At 59.3% G+C, this 22,179-nt stretch carries 21 protein-coding genes and 1 tRNA gene; 12 read left to right on the plus strand and 10 right to left on the minus strand.

What is annotated here, in order from left to right:
- Window positions 1-5: 5 nt before the first annotated feature.
- On the minus strand, window positions 6-1,094 hold the full coding sequence (locus tag ACYJRZ_RS05520) for a citrate synthase/methylcitrate synthase (RefSeq protein WP_459456818.1): 1,089 nt from the start codon (window positions 1,092-1,094) through the stop codon (window positions 6-8).
- A gap of 84 nt (window positions 1,095-1,178) precedes the next feature.
- On the opposite strand from ACYJRZ_RS05520, the gene ACYJRZ_RS05525 reads away from it, so the two are divergent.
- Window positions 1,179-2,312, plus strand: a complete 1,134-nt coding sequence (locus ACYJRZ_RS05525; RefSeq protein ID WP_459456820.1) for a citrate synthase — start codon at window positions 1,179-1,181, stop codon at window positions 2,310-2,312.
- A 32-nt stretch (window positions 2,313-2,344) separates the two neighbouring features.
- Here the strand turns inward: ACYJRZ_RS05525 and ACYJRZ_RS05530 are convergent, their stop codons facing one another.
- Both ACYJRZ_RS05530 and tehA read right to left on the minus strand, forming a co-directional pair.
- Window positions 2,345-2,716 carry a VOC family protein gene (locus tag ACYJRZ_RS05530; RefSeq protein WP_459456971.1) on the minus strand — a complete coding sequence of 124 codons (372 nt, stop codon included), beginning with the start codon at window positions 2,714-2,716 and terminating at the stop codon, window positions 2,345-2,347.
- A 31-nt stretch (window positions 2,717-2,747) separates the two neighbouring features.
- A complete protein-coding gene (gene tehA, locus ACYJRZ_RS05535; protein ID WP_459456822.1) occupies window positions 2,748-3,749 on the minus strand; it encodes a dicarboxylate transporter/tellurite-resistance protein TehA in 1,002 nt (333 codons plus the stop codon).
- Window positions 3,750-4,053: 304 nt separating this feature from the next.
- Between tehA and gnd the strand changes: the two genes are divergently transcribed.
- The gene (gene gnd, locus ACYJRZ_RS05540; protein ID WP_459456824.1) at window positions 4,054-5,079 is read left to right on the plus strand and encodes a phosphogluconate dehydrogenase (NAD(+)-dependent, decarboxylating); all 1,026 of its coding nucleotides are present in this window, start codon (window positions 4,054-4,056) and stop codon (window positions 5,077-5,079) included.
- A gap of 98 nt (window positions 5,080-5,177) precedes the next feature.
- On the opposite strand, the gene ACYJRZ_RS05545 is transcribed toward gnd, so the two are convergent.
- Complete coding sequence (locus tag ACYJRZ_RS05545; RefSeq protein WP_459456826.1) at window positions 5,178-5,750, minus strand: TetR/AcrR family transcriptional regulator; 573 nt, start codon at window positions 5,748-5,750, stop codon at window positions 5,178-5,180.
- 53 nt (window positions 5,751-5,803) lie between these two features.
- Between ACYJRZ_RS05545 and ACYJRZ_RS05550 the strand changes: the two genes are divergently transcribed.
- Complete coding sequence (locus ACYJRZ_RS05550; RefSeq protein ID WP_459456828.1) at window positions 5,804-6,340, plus strand: dihydrofolate reductase family protein; 537 nt, start codon at window positions 5,804-5,806, stop codon at window positions 6,338-6,340.
- Window positions 6,341-6,379: 39 nt separating this feature from the next.
- Here the strand turns inward: ACYJRZ_RS05550 and ACYJRZ_RS05555 are convergent, their stop codons facing one another.
- From ACYJRZ_RS05555 to ACYJRZ_RS05575, 5 genes are read right to left on the minus strand one after another with little or no spacing between them, the layout of a single operon-like run.
- Complete coding sequence (locus ACYJRZ_RS05555) at window positions 6,380-7,606, minus strand: molybdopterin molybdotransferase MoeA (RefSeq protein ID WP_459456830.1); 1,227 nt, start codon at window positions 7,604-7,606, stop codon at window positions 6,380-6,382.
- 1 nt (window position 7,607) lies between these two features.
- The gene (moaC, locus tag ACYJRZ_RS05560; RefSeq protein ID WP_459456832.1) at window positions 7,608-8,102 is read right to left on the minus strand and encodes a cyclic pyranopterin monophosphate synthase MoaC; all 495 of its coding nucleotides are present in this window, start codon (window positions 8,100-8,102) and stop codon (window positions 7,608-7,610) included.
- Window position 8,103: 1 nt separating this feature from the next.
- On the minus strand, window positions 8,104-8,919 hold the full coding sequence (gene trpC, locus ACYJRZ_RS05565; RefSeq protein ID WP_459456834.1) for an indole-3-glycerol phosphate synthase TrpC: 816 nt from the start codon (window positions 8,917-8,919) through the stop codon (window positions 8,104-8,106).
- Between the two features lie 6 nt (window positions 8,920-8,925).
- Window positions 8,926-9,948, minus strand: a complete 1,023-nt coding sequence (gene trpD, locus ACYJRZ_RS05570) for an anthranilate phosphoribosyltransferase (RefSeq protein WP_459456836.1) — start codon at window positions 9,946-9,948, stop codon at window positions 8,926-8,928.
- 25 nt (window positions 9,949-9,973) lie between these two features.
- Window positions 9,974-11,866: a peptidylprolyl isomerase gene (locus ACYJRZ_RS05575; protein WP_459456838.1), complete on the minus strand. Its 1,893-nt coding sequence runs from the start codon at window positions 11,864-11,866 to the stop codon at window positions 9,974-9,976.
- A gap of 180 nt (window positions 11,867-12,046) precedes the next feature.
- Between ACYJRZ_RS05575 and ACYJRZ_RS05580 the strand changes: the two genes are divergently transcribed.
- The 4 genes from ACYJRZ_RS05580 to ACYJRZ_RS05595 all read left to right on the plus strand — a co-directional run bounded on the left by ACYJRZ_RS05580 (window position 12,047) and on the right by ACYJRZ_RS05595 (window position 15,815).
- Window positions 12,047-12,328: a hypothetical protein gene (locus ACYJRZ_RS05580; protein ID WP_459456840.1), complete on the plus strand. Its 282-nt coding sequence runs from the start codon at window positions 12,047-12,049 to the stop codon at window positions 12,326-12,328.
- Window positions 12,329-12,594: 266 nt separating this feature from the next.
- Window positions 12,595-13,059, plus strand: coding sequence for a MarR family winged helix-turn-helix transcriptional regulator (locus tag ACYJRZ_RS05585; protein WP_459456842.1), 465 nt, complete (start codon window positions 12,595-12,597; stop codon window positions 13,057-13,059).
- On the plus strand, window positions 13,052-14,278 hold the full coding sequence (locus tag ACYJRZ_RS05590) for an HlyD family secretion protein (protein WP_459456844.1): 1,227 nt from the start codon (window positions 13,052-13,054) through the stop codon (window positions 14,276-14,278). Before ACYJRZ_RS05585 ends, ACYJRZ_RS05590 begins: the two co-directional genes overlap by 8 nt.
- Window positions 14,271-15,815, plus strand: a complete 1,545-nt coding sequence (locus tag ACYJRZ_RS05595) for a DHA2 family efflux MFS transporter permease subunit (protein ID WP_459456846.1) — start codon at window positions 14,271-14,273, stop codon at window positions 15,813-15,815. Before ACYJRZ_RS05590 ends, ACYJRZ_RS05595 begins: the two co-directional genes overlap by 8 nt.
- A gap of 74 nt (window positions 15,816-15,889) precedes the next feature.
- Here ACYJRZ_RS05595 and ACYJRZ_RS05600 read toward each other — a convergent pair whose 3' ends face one another.
- Window positions 15,890-16,486, minus strand: a complete 597-nt coding sequence (locus ACYJRZ_RS05600; RefSeq protein WP_459456848.1) for a DNA-3-methyladenine glycosylase — start codon at window positions 16,484-16,486, stop codon at window positions 15,890-15,892.
- A 1,142-nt stretch (window positions 16,487-17,628) separates the two neighbouring features.
- Between ACYJRZ_RS05600 and ACYJRZ_RS05605 the strand changes: the two genes are divergently transcribed.
- The 5 genes from ACYJRZ_RS05605 (at window position 17,629) to ACYJRZ_RS05625 (ending at window position 22,135) form a co-directional block, all read left to right on the plus strand.
- Window positions 17,629-17,718 (plus strand) — tRNA-Ser (locus ACYJRZ_RS05605).
- Between the two features lie 105 nt (window positions 17,719-17,823).
- The gene (locus ACYJRZ_RS05610) at window positions 17,824-18,447 is read left to right on the plus strand and encodes a flavodoxin family protein (RefSeq protein WP_459456850.1); all 624 of its coding nucleotides are present in this window, start codon (window positions 17,824-17,826) and stop codon (window positions 18,445-18,447) included.
- Window positions 18,440-19,309 (plus strand): sigma-70 family RNA polymerase sigma factor, encoded by an 870-nt coding sequence (locus ACYJRZ_RS05615; protein WP_459456852.1) that lies wholly within the window; start codon window positions 18,440-18,442, stop codon window positions 19,307-19,309. The genes ACYJRZ_RS05610 and ACYJRZ_RS05615 overlap by 8 nt, the downstream gene beginning before the upstream one ends.
- Window positions 19,310-19,677: 368 nt before the next feature.
- Window positions 19,678-20,853 (plus strand): septal ring lytic transglycosylase RlpA family protein, encoded by a 1,176-nt coding sequence (locus tag ACYJRZ_RS05620; protein WP_459456854.1) that lies wholly within the window; start codon window positions 19,678-19,680, stop codon window positions 20,851-20,853.
- 70 nt (window positions 20,854-20,923) lie between these two features.
- Entirely contained in the window at window positions 20,924-22,135 is a 1,212-nt protein-coding gene (locus tag ACYJRZ_RS05625; protein ID WP_459456856.1) for a D-alanyl-D-alanine carboxypeptidase family protein, read from the plus strand.
- Window positions 22,136-22,179 lie beyond the last annotated feature (44 nt).

Raw genomic sequence — 22,179 nt, forward strand, 5'->3', positions numbered from 1 at the left:
ACCGCCTATGCCGCCTTCGGCAGCGGACCGACATAGCGCGACTGCGGCCGGATCAGGCGTCCTTCGAGCGTCTGCTCGCGGGCATGGGCGATCCAGCCGACCGTGCGGCCGATCGCGAAGACGCCGGTGAACGCACTGCGCGGAAAGCCGAGGGCGTCGAGCAGCAAGGCGGTGTAATATTCGACGTTGACGTCCAGGGGCCGATCCGGCTTGCGCTCCTTCAGCAGTGCCAGTGCCGCCGCCTCAATCGCTTCGGCCAGGGCGATACGTCCAGCATCCGCCTGTCCGCTGGCAAAGATCGGCTTCAATGCGGTCTTCAGCGCATCGGCGCGGGGATCGCGGACGCGATAGACGCGGTGTCCGAAACCCATCAGCCGCTCACCGCGATCAAGCGCGTCGGACAGCCATGCGCGGGCATTTTCCGGTTTGCCGACGCCGTCAAACATATCGAGGACAGGGCCGGGGGCGCCGCCGTGCAGCGGGCCTTTGAGGGCGCTGATTGCGGCAAGCACAGAGGAGGTCAAGCCGGCATGCGTCGAGGCGATGACGCGGGACGCGAAGGTCGATGCATTCAGGCCGTGATCAGAAATCGTCACCAGATAGGCATCGAGGCCAGCCGTCTGCTCCGCCGTCGGCACCCGGCCCGTCAGCATGCGCAAGATATCACCGGATTGGGACAAGGTTGCATCCGGCGCGATCGGTGCATCGCCCTTCTGCAATCGCAAAACGGCTGGCAGGAAAACGGCGGGCGCCGCCATGAGGCGGATCGCGGTGGTGAAATCCTCACCGTCAGCAACGCGCGCCAGCAAGGCCCGCACGGCATCCACGGGTGTAAGCGCGAGCAGAGCGGCATCGGCGGCCTTCACATGCGAGAAAAGCGCAACGCGAGCTGCGCCGAGCTGAGTACGGATGGAAGCTGCGTCGATGTGCTCGTCAAACAGGCCATCCAGCAGCAGCGCCGCGACATCCTCGAAGCGGCTGGTCGCCACCAGATCATCGAGCGACACGCCGCGTATGATCAGGCGACCGGCAGCGCCGTCGACGTCGGACAGCTTGGTTTCTGCAGCAATGACATCTTCAAGACCACTTTTCATTACGGTTCTCCTTTGACTATCCGATTAGATCGGATCTATTCCTATTGACGTCAATCTTGATGCAATTGATCAATATGAGGACCGATGAGCTGGCTGACGGCAGCGCAGGCGTTGAACCTGCTGGGAACGAAATCACAGACGCTTTACGCCAATGTCAGCCGCGGGCGCATTCGTGCGAAAGCCGATCCCACGGATACGCGGCGCAGCCTCTATTTTGCCGACGACGTCAAGCGACTGGCCACCCGTCATGCCGGACGGCGCAAGACCGAGACGGTGGCCGCCGAGGCCATTCAATGGGGCGATCCGGTATTGCCATCCGCGCTGTCGACGGTTTCGAACGGCAGGCTTTTCTATCGCGGCAAGGACGCGGCGATGCTTGCTGAAAGCGCAAGCCTCGAAGATATCGCGCGGCTGCTTTGGGACATGAAGCGGCCGTTGCGATTCGAGCAAAATACGGCTCAGCAAAAACTTCCTTCTCTGAATGCTGCGTTTTCGGCATTGGCAGAGCGCATAACAAGCGATCTGCCATCACTCGGGCGTTCGCTTCCGGCCCTGCAGAACGAAGCTGAAAGCGTGCTCGGTACGGTGGCTGAAGCCTTGGCCCCGGGCGCGTCGGATCAACCGCTGCATCGGCGCCTGGCGGCTGCCTGGGACCGTCCCGATGCCGCCGATATGATCCGCCGCAGTTTCGTCTTGCTCGCTGATCACGAGCTGAACGCTTCGACCTTCACCGCGAGAATCACGGCATCCGCAGGCGCCACGCTATCCGCCGCCACTCTATCCGGCCTCTCCACACTGACAGGTCCGCTGCATGGCGGTGCATGGCAGAGCGTGCGTACGCTGATCGCGCGGGCAGCCACGACGGGGGTTGATGAGGCGGTCCGCAGCTATTTGACGGAAGGACGGCCATTGCCGGCTTTCGGGCATCAGCTTTATCCTGATGTCGATATCCGCGGAGAGGCTTTGCTTGGCTGCTTCACGCTGCCGCCGCTCTTCGCCAGGGTTCGCGATGTCGGCGAGCAGCTAGTCGGAGAACGCGTCAATGTTGACTTCGCTTTGACAGCGATGACCCACACCTATCATCTCTCGGAAGATGCACCGCTGATCATCTTTGCGCTGGCACGGACGGTCGGCTGGCTTGCGCATGCCATGGAGCAAGCCACCAGCGGCAGGCTCATTCGCCCGCGTGCGCGTTATGTCGGCCCGCCGGTACAATGATCTCATTCTTACCGGACTTCGGGCGCTTTTGCTTAACTCACCGGTAGGTGACAAACAGCTTCGATATTGTGGCCATCAGGATCGAGAATGAAAGCGCCATAGTAGTTCCGATGATAATGAGGGCGCAGACCCGGGGCACCGTTATCGGTGCCGCCAGCGATGATGCCGGCCCGATGGAACTCATCGACGAGCTCCCTGTTTGAGGCGGCAAAGGCGATATGGGTGCCTGTTTGCAAAGCATCGCGCTGACCAATCCAGAAGAAAGCCTTGTGGCCGATACCGTAACCCGCAAATCTTTCGCCTTCGGCATAAAGACGCTCTATGCCGATAGAGCGCAGTATCGTGTCGTAGAAGATCTTCGATCGCTCGAGATCGCGAACCCCGATCGTCACATGATCAAGCACATCATCCTCCTGAGGACGATATTGAATTCCATTACCGCTGGCCAACGGCGCCAGCGTCACGGTCGGCAAGCTCGACCCAGCCAATGACGAGTTTGCGATTGGCAATTAGCCAGATCGTCGCCAGCGCGATCAAACCCACAACGATATTGGCGGTGACGAAGAGAATGGGAGCAAGTTGCGTCATTGGGCCGACATCGCCGCGTTCGACAAGGCGCATCGGGGCCGTTGCCAGTGCGGTCGCACCGAAGGTGAAGGCCCAATAAGCGGGGCTGAAGCCTTCCTTCATGATCCAGGGCAGGAGGCGCAACATGATCAGGGCCTGTAGCAAGCCATAGCCGATCATTGCATGGACGAGCATGTCAGGAGAGCCTTGCGTGACGCTGATATAGGCAAGCGCACCAACGACCGGGGGAGCCAGCTGAATTCCAAGGGTCGGCCTTAGTGGCGGTGCCAGTGCGGGCCCCGTCAGCAGGCGATGCAGCAGGGCGGATTCGATGGCAAGCCAGGCGAAGAAGCCTGCGCCGAAGAAAAGCTGCGCCCATTGCGGGAAGCCGAGGGCGGCGCCGACGATGGCGGTCACGAAGCTGCCGGCGACGCTTGGCAGATAGAGCACGGCTGTCGTCGCGGCGATATCGCGCTCGCCCTGCCAGAGCCCTCCGGTGCGCCAGACGGAGAATGCCAGAGTGTAGACGGCACCGATCAGGAATATGGTTTCGGTACCGATACGCGAATAAGGCAGCAGGCCACCGGCCACCAGCATGGTTGCGACACCGATGAGGCCGATGAAGCAGCACTGGACTGGGTGCGCCGCCTCCTTCAAGGACTCCTCGCGCGCCACCATCCATTTCAAAGCGTAGAGCACGATCAGCACCAGCCAGACGGCCAGTGTAATAAAGGTAAGAACTTCACCGACGAGTATCGGCAGATGCCAGATGCGTGCACCCACGCGCCAGGCGTTGGCGAGACCGGAAAGCCCCAGAACCACCCCGAAAAAAGAAGCTGGAACCAGTGGCAGTTTCAGAGACGCAGCCATATGCCCCCTTTGGCGCTCTGTATGAGCGCCGCTTAAAGTGAATGATGCAAGGAATCCGAGACCGATGCTAAATCTATCAATGCGAAAAGAAGATCAAAATACAGCTTTCCTCGAAGCCGGCAAAGCGCGATCATGGAGAAAAGCGGGAGGTTTCGGCAAGCGATATCACGGATGCGTGAACGCGCGCATTTTTCTCCGCTCCATGGCTCCTGCATAGCTCTTCCGTCATTTGTTCATTGGAAAATATTGCGAAATATCTCTATGCAGTATTCAAACGATTGAAACCGTCCTAGGAGACTGAAACATGCAAATCGGAATGATTGGCCTCGGCCGTATGGGCAACAACATGGTGCAGCGCCTGATGCGAGGCGGTCACAGCGCCGTTGTTTTCGATGCGCGCCCGGAAAGCATCGCCGGCCTTGAACAGCTCGGCGCCACCGGCAGCAAGTCTCTCGCGGATTTCGTATCGAAGCTTGCAAAGCCACGCGTTGTCTGGCTTATGTTGCCGGCGGCAATCGTCGATCAGGAATTGGCTGCCATCGTTCCGCTGCTGGAAGAGGGCGACATCGTCATCGATGGCGGCAATTCCTATTATCACGACGATATCCGCCGTGCCGAAGAGCTGAAGCCGAAGGGTATCCACTATGTCGACGTCGGCACCAGCGGCGGCGTTTTCGGTCTGGAGCGCGGCTATTGCCTGATGATCGGCGGCGAGAAGGAAACAGTCCAGCATCTATCGCCGATCTTCGCGACGCTTGCCCCCGGCGTCGGTGACGTCGCTCCGTCGGCAATGCGCTCGGAAGAGGCTGCCAAAAACAGCACGGCAGAGCAGGGCTATCTGCATTGCGGCCCATCCGGCGCCGGCCATTTCGTCAAGATGGTCCATAACGGCATCGAATATGGCCTGATGGCCGCCTATGCCGAGGGCTTCAACGTTCTGCGCCATGCCAATATCGGCAAGCAAGACGCCGAGAAGGACGCCGAAACCGCGCCGCTCTCGCATCCGCAATATTATCAGTATGATCTCGACATCGCTGAAATCTCGGAAGTTTGGCGCCGCGGTAGCGTGATCACCTCCTGGCTGCTCGACCTCACGGCCGACGCGCTGCATGGCGACGCAGCCCTTTCGCAATATGCCGGCCGCGTTTCCGACTCGGGCGAAGGCCGCTGGACGATTTCGGCCGCGATCGACGAAGGCGTTCCGACGCCAGTGCTGAGCGCCGCGCTTTACGGCCGTTTCGCTTCGCGCGGCAATGACGATTACGCCAACAAAGTTCTCTCCGCCATGCGCGCCGGCTTCGGCGGCCACCATGAGAAGCCGGTAAAGTAATTGATTTTGCAGAAGTCATTCGCGAAGCTGTCTTTGCGAATGACTTCTGTAACAAGCGCTTTACGAAACCTTCCGTGCTTCGGACAACATCGCGGTGCCTATTGCGACGTCACCCGGGTCGTGGCGCTGCACCACTCCTCCAAGGAGCGGCGTATCGCTATGTCGAATGGTTCCGTGCGAGCGAATGACCACCAGATGCGCGCGCCCATCCAGACCTTAGCCATCTGCCATCCGAATGACGTTGCCTTGACGGTATCGCTGGTCAATCTCCGGCCCAAGGCGGCAGCAAGGGTCGCTCCCCAAGCTGCGCCTCGCGCGCGAAGGATCGGGTTGCGAATGTCCTCGCGCAGTATGAGCAGCCCATCTGTCTCATTTTGTTCGGGATTTTCCCTAGTGAGCAACCGCAACAACACGCGGATTGCGCCTTCTGGCGTCAAAGGCTCCTCCAAATCCGCACGTGCCGTCGCCTGATCCAACAAATCCCACGCATGGAGAAGAGCCATCTCGATGAGGGTGTCCTTATCACCGTAACGCTGCACGAGCGTCGCTGGTGAGAGCCCGGCGGCCTTACCCGCTTGACCGAGAGTTAAGTTCGACGGGCCGACCGCTAGCATTTGATCCAGCACAGCATCGAGGATGGCCTCGTCAGATATAGTTTTGTGTCTTGCCATAGTCAATTAATAAACATACGTTCATTTATAAATCAACAGGAGATGGAAAACGAATGGCGAGGATTCTCGGCTACATCGCCTCAAGCCTCGACGGCTTCATTGCCGACGAGAACGACAACCTTGATTGGCTTTTCAAATACAACGATATGAATTTGGGGGAACATGGCTACGATTTGTTTATCAAACGTATTCGCACGGTCGTCATGGGGCGTGGCACCTATGACTTCATAGCCAACGAGCCGACCCCATGGAGCTATGGAGAACAACGGGTCGTGGTAGTTACTTCAAGCCCCATCGCTCGCCCGAAAGGAAAACTTGAGGTGCGCAGTGACGTTGACGCCCTCATAGCCGAGTTGCGAACATTGGAAGATGGCGACGTATGGATGCTCGGCGGCGGGCAACTGCAAATGAGCTTCCTGCAAAAAGGCGCCATTGATGAGCTCGCAATCTACCTCATGCCGGAACTGCTGGGCGGCGGGCGCCCGCTGTTTCCCGCTACAGGCTATCGCGCTAGTCCCAAGCTGATCAGCGCGCAAGCGCTGGATAGAGGATGCGTCCGTCTTCACTATCGCCTTGATCATTCCGATTGACATGAAGTCCGTCACAAATCTCCCGAACGGAAAAACGCCTTACCCCAGCAATTCGGGTCGCAGGACTATGACGGGAGTGGGTGAACCGACTTCCAGCTGCGAGGCATGCGGCGGGCGGACGACGAGGCAGTCGGCGCGCGAAAAGACTTTCATCATCGACGAATCCTGCTTCGAGAAGGGCTCGGCGAGCCAACCGCCGTCCGCAGCTTTCGTCAGCGTTGCGCGCACATAATCCTGTCGCTGATCGTTGGCGGCAAAGGACACGGCAGCGCGCGCAGTGCCTTCGCGCTTAACCGGGGGCAGGGATGCGAGCTTTCTTATCAATGGCTCGAGAAAGAGCAGGCCGCAGACGAGGCTGGAGACGGGATTACCGGGGAGGCCTAGGACATGCATGTCGCCGAGGCTTCCAACCATCAGCGGCTTGCCGGGGCGCATGGCGATTCGCCAGAAATCCAGCTTCATGCCTGCAGCGACCATTGTCGCCTGCACAAGATCATGATCACCGACAGAGGCGCCGCCGAGCGTGACGATGATGTCGGCCTTGGCCACCTGCGCACGGCCGATGGCGGCGGTGATCTCGTCGCTGTCGTCGGCGACGATGCCCAGATCAAGCACATGCGCGCCGGCGTTGCGCGCAAGTGCAGCAATGCCGAACGTATTCGAGGCGATGATTTGTGATGGGCCTGGTTTATTGCCGGGTGCGACGAGCTCGTCGCCGGTCGCGAGAATCGCCACCAGCGGCCGCCGGTAGACATCCAATGCCGGATAGTTCATGGCAGCGGCGACAGTGAGCCGCGAAAAATCCATAACTGCGCCGGCGGGAAGCACAGCTTCGCCTTCCAGGAAATCCTGTCCGCGCGGGCGAATATGCTGCCCCTTGCGCAGCGGATAGGTCGTATGGATGCGATCACCCTCCAAGCGCTCGGCATCCTCCTGCAAAAGCACCGAATCGGCGCCTGTGGGAACGGGAGCACCGGTGAAAATGCGAACCGCTTCGCCTCTGCCGACGCTACCATCGAAGGCGTGACCAGCGGCAGAGACACCGATGACCTGCAGCTCCGAACCAGGCGCCGACGCATCCTCGAAGCGCAGCGCGTAACCATCCATTGCCGACGCGTCGAAAGGCGGCTGTGTGAGGCGGGCCGTCAGATCTTTGGCCAGAACCCGACTCTCGGCCATATCGAGCGGAACGCTCTCAACACGATGGATCGGCGTTGCACTGTCCAATAGGCGCGCCTGCGCTTCAGCAACTGGCAATAGGCTCATGTCAGGCCCTCGGATGGCGGAAATCCCCCGATTTGCCGCCGGATTTCTCCAATAGAGTGATGCCGCCGATTTCCATGCCGCGATCGGCCGCCTTGGCCATGTCGTAGATCGTCAGGCAGGCGACGGAAACCGCCATCAGCGCTTCCATCTCGACGCCGGTGCGGCCGGTCAGCTTCGCCGTCGCGGTGACCCGGAGGCCGGGTAGGGCGGCATCTTCTGCGATATCAACGGCAACCTTCGTCAACATGAGGGGATGGCAAAGCGGGATGAGATTGCTGGTCTGCTTGGCTGCCATGATGCCGGCAAGCCGCGCCGCGCCGATCACATCACCCTTTTTGGCGTTGCCATCGCGAATCAGCGCCAAAGTCTCGGGTTTCATCTTGACGTAACCGGTCGCGGTGGCGCTGCGAGCCGTCTCGGCCTTATCGCCGACGTCGACCATATGAGCTTCGCCCGAAGCGTCGATATGCGTAAGACCGGCCTTCTCGGTGCTCATCTCACTCGGCCGCCAGAATGCCGGTTTCGCCGTTCAGCAGCAGTTTGGTTGCCGCCGTCACATCGTCCTTGCGCATGAGGCTTTCGCCGACGAGGAAGGTGCTGATGCCGACGGCCTTAAGACGCTGGCAGTCGGCATGGGTGAAGACGCCGCTTTCGCCAACCAGCAACCGGTCTTCCGGCACCATGGGCGCCAGCTTCTCGCTGACCGTCAAGCTTACTTCGAAGGTGCGCAGATTGCGGTTGTTGATGCCGATCAGCGCGGAGGAGAGTTTTAGCGCACGATCCATCTCTTCGGCATCGTGGACCTCCACCAGCACATCCATGCCGAGGCTGAACGCTTCGTCTTGAAGGCGCTCGGCATCATCATCCGAAAGCGATGCCATGATGAGAAGGATGCAGTCCGCTCCCCAGGCACGGGCTTCCTGCACCTGATATGTGTCGAACATGAAGTCCTTGCGCAGCACCGGCAACGAGCAGGCCGCGCGGGCAGCCGTCAGGAATTCCGGAGCACCCTGGAAGCTCGGCGTGTCCGTCAGTACTGAAAGGCAAGCCGCGCCGCCGGCCTCATAGGCCTTGGCGAGGGAAGGCGGGTCGAAATCGGGGCGGATCAGGCCCTTGGACGGGCTGGCCTTCTTAATTTCAGCAATCAAGCCGAAAACACCACATTCCTGCCTGGCGAGCAGCGCCTTATGGAAGCCGCGCGGCGCGGACTGTCCGGCCTGCATTGCCTTGAGGTCGGGAAGGGAAAGCTTGGCCTTGGCGGCAGCAATCTCTTCGCGCTTGTAGGCTTCGATTTTTCTCAGGATATCGGTCATGAAGTCCTAGTCCTGTCCTTCTTCATTGGAAATGGCAACCAGCTTTTCCAATGCTACGGCGGTGGCGCCGCTATCGAGCGAATAGGCCGCGAGTTTCATGCCATCATGCAGCGTTTCAGCCCTGCCGGCAATGACCAGCGAGGCCGCAGCATTGGCAAGGGCGATATCGCGATAGGCGTTCTTTTCGCCGGCGAGCACGGCACGAAGGGCAGCGGCATTGGCAACACCATCGCCACCCTTTATGTCCTCAAGCCGGGCATGCGGCAGGCCGAAATCCGATGGCGTGAGCTCGAAGGTACGGATCTTACCGTTTTCGAGAGCCGCGACGGAGGTCTTACCGGTTGTGGTGATCTCGTCCAGACCGTCGCCGTGCACGACCCAAACGCTCTCAGCATTCAGATCCTTCAGCACCTCGGCCAGCGGCAATACCCATTGCGGCGCGAAGACGCCGAGCAGCTGGCGACGGGCGCCAGCGGGGTTGGAGAGAGGCCCAAGCAGATTGAAGATCGTCCGCGTGCCGAGTTCGACGCGTGAAGGGCCGACATGGCGCATGGACGAGTGGTGCAGCTGCGCGAACATGAAGCCGATGCCGGCTTCCCGAATGCAGCGGGCGATGGTCTCCGGCCCGATATCGAGCTTGATGCCCAATACGGATTGCGTGTCGGCGGTGCCGGCCTTGGAGCTCTGGGCGCGATTGCCGTGCTTGGCGACGGGCACGCCGGCACCGGCGACGATGAACGCCGCCAGCGTCGAGATATTGTAGGTTCCGACGCCGTCGCCGCCTGTCCCAACGATATCGATGGCATCGGCCGGGGCTTTCACCGGCAGCATCTTGGCGCGCATCGTGGTCACGGCGCCGACGATTTCGTCGACGGTTTCGCCGCGTACGCGCAAGGCCATCAGGAATGCGCCGATCTGCGACGGCGTGGCCTCGCCCGACATCAGGATTTCGAAAGCCTGCCTGGCTTCGTCCCGCGTCAGCGCCTCACGATTGGCGACCTTGGCGAGGAAAGGCTTTAATTCGCTCATCGACTATCCATCCTCCCGAACGGGCCTAGCGCGACATCGCCTGTTCGGCGAGGTTCTGGTTGACCGTGACGGTGTATTTGGACTGCAGCTGGCTGACCATCTGGTCGAGGATGTCATCGCCTGCGGCGTTGGCAATCTGGGCGACCTGCTGATCGTCGTTGCTCAGAGCATCGGTCGTCGGGGTATCGTTGACATCGGTCACCTTGAGGAGGATCTGCGTGGTGTCATCGGCGCCGACGGCGCTTGCTGCCGTATCGACGGGACCGGAGAAGGCGGCTGCGACACCGCCGCGGCCCAGTACGGGATCATCGGTCGAGCGCGTAATGCCGGTCTTGTTTTCGACAGCAATCCCGAGCGGGGCAGCGATATCGGCAAGCGATTTGCCCTTCTGCGCTGCCAGCTTCAGCTCAGCCGCCTTAGCGGCGAGCGCGATCTTCTGCTGTTCGGCAGTCCAATCGGCGGCGGCCTTTTCACGCACTTCCGCAAGCGGGCGATCGTGATCGGGCGTGATGTTCATCACGTCGTACCATATATAGCCGTTATTGCCGACTGTCAGCGGAGCGGGGTTGCCGCCCTGATCGGCCTTGAAGACTTCCGAAAGTAGCTGCTGGCGGGCCGGCAGGTCCTTGATCTCGTTGCCGTTCTGATCGAGACCTGTCTGATCGATCGCATCGATGGTGACGAGTTTCAGCTTGAGCTGCGAAGCCGCCTCCTGCAGCGATGCGCCGGAGCCACGCAGGTCTTCGAACTTGTCGTGGACGCTGGTGATCTCATTGGCAGCGTTGCTGAGCGCAATTTGCTTGCGGATTTCTTCCTTGACCTCGTCGAAATTCTTCGCCGTTTCGTTCTTCACATTGGTGACGCGCAGAATGACCGGACCGAACGAACCGTCTACGACAGGGGTGGTGCCGCCTTCCTTGGAAACGGCAAAGGCTGCTTCGGCAACGGTTTTGTCCGGAACCTGATCCTTGGTGAAGGTACCGAGCAGCACGTCGGACGGCTTCTTGCCCTGGTCGGAGACGAGCTGATCGAAGGTGGTCCCGGTCTTCAGTGCATCGGCCGCGGCATTGGCGAGATCCTTGTTGGCGAAGGTCAGCTGCTCGATGGTGCGCGTTCCCGGTGTGGTGAAGCTGTCCTTGCGCTTGTCGAACTGCGCGTGCACCTCGTCATCCGTAACACTCGCGGTATCGGCGATATCCTCGGCCTGCAACTTCACGAAGGCAAACTTGCGATATTCGGGCGCGCGGTACTTCGACTTCACGCCGTCGAACCACTTCTGCAGCACGTCGTCGGCCGGGGCCTTGACGGGATCGATATTGGCGTTGGTCAGCAACAGATAATCGATGCTGCGCGTCTCGTTGTGATATTGTTTGACGGCGTCGACAAGGACTGTCGGTGCGGTAAAGCCGTTCGATACGGCCTCGACGATCTGGCCGCGGATTGCGACCTTGCTGCGTTCCTTGATGTAATCATCGGGCGATATGTTGCTGTTGCGCAGAAGCATATCGAACTTTTGCCGATCGAAGGAGCCATTCGCAGCCTTGAAAGCTGGATCATCGCCGATGAGCTTAGCGAGACGGTCCTGGGAAAGTCCGAGATTCATGTCGGCGGCAAGCTGATCGAGCGAAGCGCCGGCGACGAGCTGCGCCACCGTCTGCTGCCCAATACCGAAAGCGCGAGCCTGCTCCGGCGTGATCTGCATCCGCAGCTGCTGGCTGATCGCCTGCATTTGGCGGCGATAGGCGAGGCGGAACTCGTTGGTATCGATGTGCTGATCGCCGACCGTGACAACGGTATTGCTACCACCGCCGGTGATGAGGGACCGCTCGACGCCCCACACGCCGAAGGCTGCCGCAAGAAGAAGCAACAAACCCTTGGCAACCCAGGTCTGGGCGATTTTTCTCAGCACGTCGAACATCGGAAAGCAAACCTCGTCATGATAAAGTCTTCACCCACAGGCGAAACAATCGGAGTTCCTTAGAACAATCCGAACCGGAATTGAAGAGCCACTAGGGAAATCGCCTGATGAGGTACAGCCGTGCCGGAACCTTTGACAGGCAGCAGCGTTCTAGCATCGAGGAAACATAAGGAGCATCCGATGGCAGAGATGAAATCAGCTTCCACTCCGTCGTCTTCGGCGCGGGCGCAGACGGAAACGGCAATGGAAGATCTTGCCGCACAGGTCGCAGCATTGCGCGAAGATCTGGCAAAGCTATCGCAGAGCGTGGCCGCCGTGGGGCAGGGAGCGAAGTCTATCGTCACGGAAGAAGCCCAGGAACTTACGGAGCAACTGCGCGAGCGTGTCCGCGAGGAGCCGATTTTCATGATCGCTGCTGCAGCGGGGCTCGGCTATCTCATTGGCCTGCTGAATCGCCGCTAGCTTGAGGTGGCTCTCACAATTTCCGAAAGTTCAAAGGCGCAGACCAGAGCTGCGCCTTTTTGATTCAATGCCACCAGCCCTTTGCTGCCGTCTCATTCATGGAGATGCATAAAACGCCAACGCAAGGCTGTCACCATCTTGCGATACAGCCCGCGACATATTCAACCCATCGCCATTTGTTGATCACATCCCCCTTGTATCACATGCGCGCTTACTATACGTAGCAATCATTATAAGGTTGCTTATGAATAGCAGGCTTCTTATAGATGACTTTGACACCTACTCTCGGCTTTCTTCTCCATGATGTGGCTCGTCTTCTTCGGAAGCGATTCGAGCAGCGCGCAAAAGATCTGGGCCTGACGCGTTCGCAATGGCAGACGCTTGCCTACCTCGCGAACAACGAAGGCATTCACCAAGCCGGCCTGGCCGAAATGCTGGAAATCGAACCGATCACCCTGGTTCGCATCCTCGACAAGCTCAGTGAACGCGGTCTGGTGGAGCGTCGGCAGCATCCGAACGATCGAAGAAGCTGGCTGCTCTACATGCGCGACGAAGCCCGACCATTGATGGACACGATGCGCGGTATGGGCGACCTGACACGCAGGGAAGCGCTCGAAGGCGCCTCCCAGGAAGATCAAGAGCGCCTCTATGAATTGCTTACCCTTATGAAATCGAACCTGGTCAGCGCCTGCCGTTCAAAGGCAGTCGACAAAGAGTTACAACATGGCTGAAGCATCCTCCCCACTTCGCGTACCCGCGAACGCAAACTCCTCCGAACAAAATCAAGCTTCCGTCGCCGAGGCCCCATCCTCCAACCCGGCGCCTCAGCCTTCGGCGACTGCGCCCGCCGCACCGGCAGCGCCCCCGGAGACGCCGCGCAAGCGCCGTAGCATGACGCGACCGGTCCTGTTTGCGCTGCTTCCCGTCGCGCTTGTCATCGGCGGCTACTACTACGTCACCGGTGGCCAGGTCATGTCTACGGACAATGCCTATATCCAGGCCGATATGGTCGGTGTTTCCACGGACGTTTCCGGCACCGTAATCTCGGTCGACGTGCATGAAAACGAAGTGGTGAAGAAAGGGCAGGTGCTCTTCCGCTTGAAGCCCGATTCGTTCCGGATCGCACTCGACGGCGCGAAAGCGCAGCTCGGCAATGCCAGGAACCAGATCCTGAACCTGCAGGCGAGCTACAAACAGTCGCTAGCGGAAATTGCCCAGGCACAGGCCGACATCCCGTACTATCAGACGGAATTGGACCGCCAGCAGAACCTGATCACCAATTCGGTCGCCTCGAAGGCAGCGCTTGATCAGGCGAGGCACAATCTCGAAGCCGCGCAGCAGAAAGTATTGGTCGCAAAAGCCACGGCCGCCGCGACCCTCGCCCAGTTGGGCGGTGAAGGTGCTGCCGATCTGCCTCCGGAGCAGAATCCGCTTTATCTGCAGGCCAAGGCCGCAGTCGACAATGCGCAACGTGAACTTGACGATACCGTGGTGAGGGCTCCATTTGACGGAGTGACCGCCAACGTTCCCTCCCTGCAGGTCGGCGCCTATCTGACCGCCTCCCAACCGGGCTTTTCGTTGGTTTCGACCACGCATATGTGGATCAATGCCAGCCCGAAGGAAACCGAGCTGACCTATGTCCGCCCGAGCCAGAAGGTCGATATCTCCGTCGATGCCTATCCGGGTGTGACGTGGAAGGGCACGGTCGCCAGTATTTCGCCGGCATCTGGCTCAAGCTTCTCGCTTCTGCCGGCGCAGAACACGACCGGCAACTGGGTGAAGGTCGTGCAGCGCATCCCGATGATCATCAATATCGACGACACCGCAAGCAAGCCGCCGCTGCGCGTCGGCATGAGTGTCGTCGCCGATGTCGACACCGGCCATGCGCGCGGTCTGCCTGATTTCGTTATCAACCTGCTGGGCCATTCCCGCGGTCAGGATCATGAGTAACGCGACCACTTCTTCGCCGGCGGCACCCGTCGCCAATCGCGGCGCAATCACCGCCTGCGTCATCCTGTCCGTCATCATGCAGGCGCTGGACACCACTATCGCCAACGTCGCCCTGCCACATATCCAGGGCGACGTTTCCGCCAGCGCCGACCAGATCAACTGGGTCCTGACGTCATACATTGTCGCCGCGGCGATCATGACGCCGCCCTCCGGCTTCCTCTCGGCGAAATTCGGCCGCAAGCGGGTCTTGCTGGTGGCGATCGCCGGCTTCGTCGCCGCTTCCGTTTTGTGTGGCCTGTCTGAATCGCTGGTGCAGATCGTTGGTTTCCGCCTGCTGCAAGGGTTGTTCGGCGCCTCGCTGGTGCCGCTGTCACAGGGCATACTGCTCGATATTTATAATGTCGAGGAACGCGGACGTGCCATGGCGCTGTTCGGCGTCTCGGTCATGGTCGGGCCGGTGCTAGGTCCCGTCATCGGCGGCTGGCTGACCGACAATATCAGCTGGCGCTGGGTGTTCTATATCAATGTGCCGATCGGCGCGCTCGCCTTCTTCGGCATCGTCGTCTACGTGACGGAAACGAAGCTCGACGCACTGGCCAAGCTGGATTGGTTCGGCTTCAGCATGCTTTCGATCGCGATTGCCGGCCTGCAGCTGTTCCTCGACCGCGGCGAGCAGCTCGACTGGTTCTATTCGAGCGAAATCATCATTGAGGCGCTCGTCTGCGTCAGCGCCTTCTATCTCTTCCTGGTGCACATGTTCACGGCCGAGCGAAGTTTCGTCAATCCACGGCTCTTCATGGACCAGAACTTCGCCGTCAGCATCCTGTTCATCTTCATTGTCGGCGTGACCTATCTGGCTTCGCTGGCGCTGATGACGCCCTATCTGCAGACATTGATGGGCTATCCGGTCGTCACGGCCGGTATCGTCATGGGGCCACGCGGCCTAGGCACCATGTTCTGCATGTTCCTGGTGGGACGACTGATCGGCAAGGTCGACACACGCTGGCTGCTGTTCATCGGGCTCGCGCTGACGGCCTGGGCCATGTACGACATGACGGGCTGGACGCCGGATGTGTCGCAATGGACGCTGATTTCAGTCGGCTTCGTCCAGGGTGCTGGCCTCGGCTTCCTCTTTGTGCCCTTGACGACGATCGCCTTTGCGACGCTGCCAGCGCAGATGCGCGGCGAGGGGACGGGTCTCTACAATCTCTCCCGCAATATCGGCTCTAGCGTCGGAATCTCGGTCGTCTCCATGCTTATTACCGAGAATACGCAGGTCAACCATGCCAACATTGCCGCCTATGTCACGCCATTCAACCGGTACTTCGGGGAGACTGCCGCGCAGGGAGTGAGCCCGGTGACTGCAGTCGGTCGTGCGACGCTCGATGGGATGATCACGACCCAGGCGACCATCATCGCCTATATGGACGATTTCAAACTGCTGATGCTGATGTCGATCTTCGCCATGCCGCTGCTGGTGCTCTTGCGCAAGCCGAAGGCACCGCCGGCGGTCGACCATAGCGTCGCGATGGAATAGCTACGCAGCCTTTCCAGTTTCACTGCGTGGCTCAGCGGCTGCCGGGCACCACCCCGGCGGCCGTTTTTGTTCGATCACGGAAAACGGCGGCTGACAAAGCGCGAGCCGGCTGCACCGAAGCGCCAGAGCGGATCGACATTCTTCGTGATGCCAATTCGCTTGCCCGAGACGATCGGTATCGGGTCCGCCCGAGACAACGAAAATGGCGCCGCATCCAGCGAGCGGCCGTCGAGACTTATATCGATGGAAAGCGCCTGCGAAAGCTTGCCCGGCCCGTTGCAGAGCGAGATCATGTCGGCCAGTCCCCGCCGCCGGATCATGTCTTCTATGCCGTTCTCCGGCTCGATCGCCCGGATGAGCACGGCACTCCCCTTAGTGCAAACGAAATTCAGACACCAGTGAATGCCGTAGGAGCGGTAGACATAGACATGGCCGGCCGGTCCGAACATGGCCGCATTGCGCGGCGTCGGACCGCGATATGCATGGGAGGCCTCGTCATCTGGCCTATAGGCCTCCGTCTCGACGATTCGGCCACCCACCCCCGCAACGGTGAAACGCATCCCGATCAGATCAGACGCGACCACGATGGCATCACGGCTGAAAAAAGCGGTAAGAGCAGAGCGGGCGAGGGGTTTGATGCCGAGAGCCAGGGAATGATCATCAGAAGTCATGGGAGGAAACTATCTCGGATAGCCGAAGCCATCAACACGGCGCCGAACATCAAGTGCTTGGTCCGGCGCGCTGACAATTGACAAAAACTAAGCATGACTTATTAATAGCTTGCTTCAGTCAGATTTGACCCCTGACCTGGCGAAGGTGGCCGGCCCTTCCAGTGGCCGGCCACCTTATTTTTTATGCCTATTCATGTTGGAACCTCGCGCTGGAGAGTGCCTCGCGCGCGTTCCGCGCTGGCAGTATTTTCGGATGTGAGATCAAGTTGCCAATCCTTCAGGCCACCGTCAGGTACCAATTGTACGGAGCGCCGTGCGAAACTGGCGCCCCCAATCGAAGTTTCGCATGAGGCGCCGCAAGGCTCTCAGCTCTGCCTCATGACGAGGCAGAGCCATAATCCGCCGCCAGCCATTCCGAGGCGCTGTTCTCCACCCAATCCGGATAAAGCCCCTCTCAGATCAGAGACAGCCCGCAAGCTTCTTGCTTGATGAGTATATTCCGTTTTCCTCGTGGCCCTCAAAAGTCGTCATGACACATGGTCGACACAACGTGAGTTTGCCCAGCGCTTAACGAATCTACTGAAGCACAAAGAGAGCTATAAGCCCGAAAATCGTCATGACCCCAAATATAGGCAGCAATATTTTCATGACACGACGAATGAATCTCTGTCTTTCGTCAGCGCTCATCAAGTAAAATGATGAATTTGGAGATTCCATGATCTCCCCTCCCGGCACTCTGTTCGTATTTCAAACAGAAATGGCGCAGAATGTATAGGAGTGTTACTGCGATTTCCCTGGACAAAGGTTCTTCGCGATTACGCCAATGAAGAATGTGCGCCGCAGGCGTCAACGCTTGGTTGCTTTGTTTGACCGTGGATTACGAGCCTGCCGGAATTCTGCAATCCGGGGGCACACATGAACGCAGAAGATCAATTGCATGATGAGGTTATCCAGTTGGGCGGAGGCCTTTGCTATTCGGATGTGATGCCAGGAATGCAGGCCGATGCTGCCGAACAAAGTTGACGCGGCGTTGCAAGTCGCTATAAGCGCAAGTCAGAAAACGAAATAGTTGCAAAGCGCGTAGCGAGCGACCATTTCAATCCTTGATGTTAAACGGAAGAGCCCTTTAACATCAAATAGATGGAAGAGTGTCCGAGTGGTTTAAGGAACCGGTCTTGAAAACCGGCGTGCGGGAAACCGTACCGTGGGTTCGAATCCCACCTCTTCCGCCAATGGGCTTCTACAATTTTTGCGCTCCCGTAAGATCGCGGCATGTCACAATCCGTGCCCATGCCTTGTCATGTCCTTCGCAAAGCCAAATTCGAAGGAGATGACAAATGATCCGCCAGCGCATCGCAATCGTTTATCATAGCGGCTATGGGCATACCGGCCGGCAGGCCGAGGCTGTCAGGGCAGGGGTCGAAGAGGTTGATGGCGCGGAGGCGATACTGTTGACCGTGGACAGAGTGGAGCGCCATTGGGATGATCTCAATGCGGCTCAGGCGATCATCTTTGGCTCGCCGACCTATATGGGCGCAGTTTCCGCGTCATTCAAAGCATTCCAGGAGGCGACGTCGAACACTGTTCTTGCGAGGGGTTATTTGTGGAGGGACAAGATCGCAGCCGGCTTCACCACCTCGGGGTCACGATCCGGCGACAAGCTTTCGGCTCTGATTCAGATGGTGATTTTTGCAGCCCAGCACGGAATGCATTGGGTCGGTCTCGATTTGCCGCCGGCCAATTGCTCTTCGACGGGCTCGGAAGAAGACATGAATCGCCTCGGCTTCTGGCTTGGCGCCGCAGCGCAGGCGAATACGGACGAAGGCCCGGAGACGGCGCCACCGGCATCCGATCTCGCGACAGCCCGCCATCTTGGCCGGCGAGTCGCGCTGACGGCGCTACAGTTCACCCGTGGCCGCGATGCCAATCCATTTGCACGCGAGTTTGCGGCCAATGAATGAGACGCTGTCCGACCCGATCTTCTCCTCGCTGCGTCCGCGCCTTGTCAGGCTCGCCTACAGAATGCTCGGATCGGTCGCGGATGCCGAGGATATCGTGCAGGATAGTTGGCTGCGCTGGCTGGCAACTGATCGCACTGCGGTCCGCGAACCGGCGGCATTCCTGCGGACTATCGTCACCCGGCTTTGCCTCAACGAGTTGAAATCGGCGCGTCGTCGCCGGGAATCCTATGTGGGCTCCTGGTTGCCGGAGCCGATTTTTGACCCGGAGGACGGCGATGCTGCTGACGATATAACCATGCCGCTAATGCTGGCGCTGGAGCGTCTTTCACCGCTAGAGCGGGCCGCCTTTCTCCTGCATGACGTGTTCGGCATGGATTTCGATGAGATCTCCTCGGCAATTGGTCGCGAGGCGACCGCTTGCCGTAAGCTTGCCAGCCGGGCGCGGGCGCATGTCACCGAGGCCCGGCCACGTTTCGCCATCGACAAGGAAGCGGGGCTCAAGCTTGCCACGGCTTTCTTCACGGCGTCGAGAACGGGCGACATGGCTGCTCTTCAGGCCTTGCTTTCGGAGGATGTCGTTGTCTACGCCGACGGTGGCGGCAAGGTGCCGACATCGCAGCGACCGCATATCGGGCTTTCTGCCACCATGCGGCTTCATGAGCAGCTGGCGAGAATTTTTCGCGAGCAGCCCTCGCAACTGATCCATTACGCGATCATCGACGGCTTGTCCGGCTTCGTGACGATGGAGGGTGGCAACGTCGTGCAGACCACTGCGCTGCAGATCGAGCGGGAAAAAGTCGTCGCCATCTATTGCACCCGCAACCCCGACAAGCTGAAGCACGTTATCGGGACGTTGGAGTAGGCGATATCTATCACGAACTACTGCTGCGCTTTGATACAAGCACTTGAAAGACCTGCGCCAAAACTGTCCAGCGCAATCCCAAACCGAGTGCATCTGTTCCAATCCTGAACGACTGATGGCGACCGGAAAACAGATCATTACCGGAGCGGGATAGGCGTGATCGACACTACTTGCAGCCGGTAGCGCTTTACTGAGCATTAACCATGATCTTCGGAAATTCTTCGGTGCGTTCAATTTGCATCGCAAAATGGACAAACTGCAATCATGATTAAAGCACCGTTAGGTGATTGGAGCGTAGCAGAATACCGGAGCGAGGGACCTACCGGTAGCAGACCTCCGTCAAAGTAATGAGTAGCGGCTTGGGACAGATGACATTCGAAAATCGTGCGGTGACATACACAACGGCCATGCGTTGGTTTGCTCTCTCACTGATGTGCGCAACCATCACGGCCTGCGGAACGTCTCAGAAGGTTACTTCGACACGCAAGCACGGCAAGGAATATTTCTCCGAGAAGGAATATGGCGTGAAGGCGAGCCCTCGCGTCGTCAATAACGGCCCGGTGCCGAAGGGCGGCGGCCGTTTCATGGTCGGCAATCCCTATCAGGTAAAAGGCAAATGGTACTATCCGAAGGAAGATTTCGGCTATAACAAGGTCGGCATCGCGTCCTGGTACGGTTCTGCCTTTCATGGCCGCCTGACCGCCAACGGCGAAGTCTACGACCAGCAGTCGCTGACCGCCGCCCATCCGACTTTTCCGCTGCCAAGCTATGCCCGCGTTACCAACGTCGAGACCGGCTCCTCCATCATCGTTCGCGTCAATGATCGCGGCCCCTACCATCCCGGCCGCATCATCGACCTTTCGAATAAGACGGCACAGATGCTTGACCTTCAGCATAGCGGCACAGGCAATGTGCGCGTGCAATATGTCGGCCGCGCCCGGATGGATGGTCACGACGAGCCCTATCTGATGGCCTCTTATATTCCGAAGGGCTCACGTCTGCCAGGCATCAATCCTGGCGGTCAGATCGCAACCGGCGTGATGGTTGCTTCCGCTGGTCGTATGACTGCCGATCAGCTGCCGGATTCGTATACGCCAACACCGACGCGCGCCAGCCGTCAGGTGCGGAGCTTTGATGCCGCGCCGGCGATCGCACCCATCCCACGACAGTCGCCATATTCTTCGACGGCTTTCGCCGGCTCGACCCCGGACGGCGGTTACAACGCCACCAAGCGCAACGACCCGCCACCAATGATGTGGAATGGCGGAGCGATGCCTGCGGTGGAGGCGGCGGACCCGACCATGATCTTGCTTCCGCGGATCGGCCCGATCCCCCGCGAGCGGCCGGATTTCTCTCCGCGTCTGGCAAGCCAGAAGGACCAGTCCCTTGGCTCCATGGTTGCCGGCTATCAGGAAGCGCCGATCAAAACAGTTTATGTCGATCTCGCTTTTGATGCCGTCATGGTTCGCAACGACGGTCTCACGCAGGAATCGATTCTCTCGTCCTATCGCCGCCAGCATCAGGGTATGACGCAGGTCGATTGATCGGCATCATTGCCTGAATCTTAACCGGTCACTAAAATAATCGTGCCGGTGATCGGATGAAGGGGACGATATGCCAAAGCGCTTGATTCTTTTGTTCCTTTTTCTCCTTGAGATCGGCAATGCGGCTGCTTTTGCGCAGCCGGCGACCCCAGGCGCTTTCGATACGAAAGCTGCGCAGGCGTTCATGATCGAGGCCTCGACCGGCACTATCCTGCTTGCCAAAAACGAGGATCAGCTGATTTCGCCGGCGTCGCTTGCGAAGCTCATGACATTGGATGTTGTTTTCGATGCGATCGGGCGAGGGGAGATCAACCTCGACACCGAATATACCGTCTCGGAGAATGCCTGGCGAACGGGCGGCGCTCCCTCGCGTGCCTCGACCATGTTCGCCGCGCTAAAATCGCGCATCCGCGTCGGCGATCTGCTCCAGGGTATTGCCGTGCAGCAGGCAAATGACGCCTGCATCGTTCTGGCAGAGGGTATGTCGATCAGCGAACGCGAATTTGCGCGTCGCATGACGGCACGCGCAAGAGAGATCGGCATGTCTCGGTCTACCTTCACCAATTCCACCGGTCTGCCGGATGCCAATGATCCCAATACCGGCGGCAAGGTGTCCGCGCGGGAAATGGTCATGCTGGCGCAGGACCTGCAGGAGAAGCACCCGGATCTCTACAAATATTTCGCGCAGGCCGACTTCACCTGGAACAAGATCTATCAGCGCAACAAAAACCCGATGCTTTTGCTCAATATCGGCGTTGACGGTCTGGGGCTGGGTTTTGCCGACGGTGAGGGCTTTTCTATCGTCGCCTCCATTCAGCGTGATGGACGCCGGCTGTTCCTGGCACTCGGCGGGCTGAAGAGCGACAAAGAGCGCATCGAGGAAACGCGACGCGTCCTCGAATGGGGGCTTAGCAATTTCAAGAGCCAACGCATCTTTGCCGAAGGCGAGGTAATCGGCGATGCCAGCGTCTATGGCGGCGCCGCATCAACTGTCGGCCTGCGTGCTAAGATACCCGTCGATGTCTACGTGCCTGTGGACACGCCGGATCGGCTATCAGCCCGCATCGTCTATCGCTGGCCCCTGACGGCGCCGGTTGCTGCGGATTACGAAGCGGGAACTCTCCGCGTCTTCCTAGGCGCGCGTCTGCTACGCGAGCTGCCGCTTTATACGAAGGAATCGGTCGGACAGGGCACATTGGGCCGCCGCGCATTCGATGCTCTGATGGAGTTGACCGAGTCGCTGCTGTTCTCCTGGTTGTGGGACAAGCCTTTGCCAACCTGAATAGGCCCAAAAGCTCGCCAAATCTCTGTTTACACCCCACATAG

The organism is Rhizobium sp. No.120 (assembly GCF_054558365.1).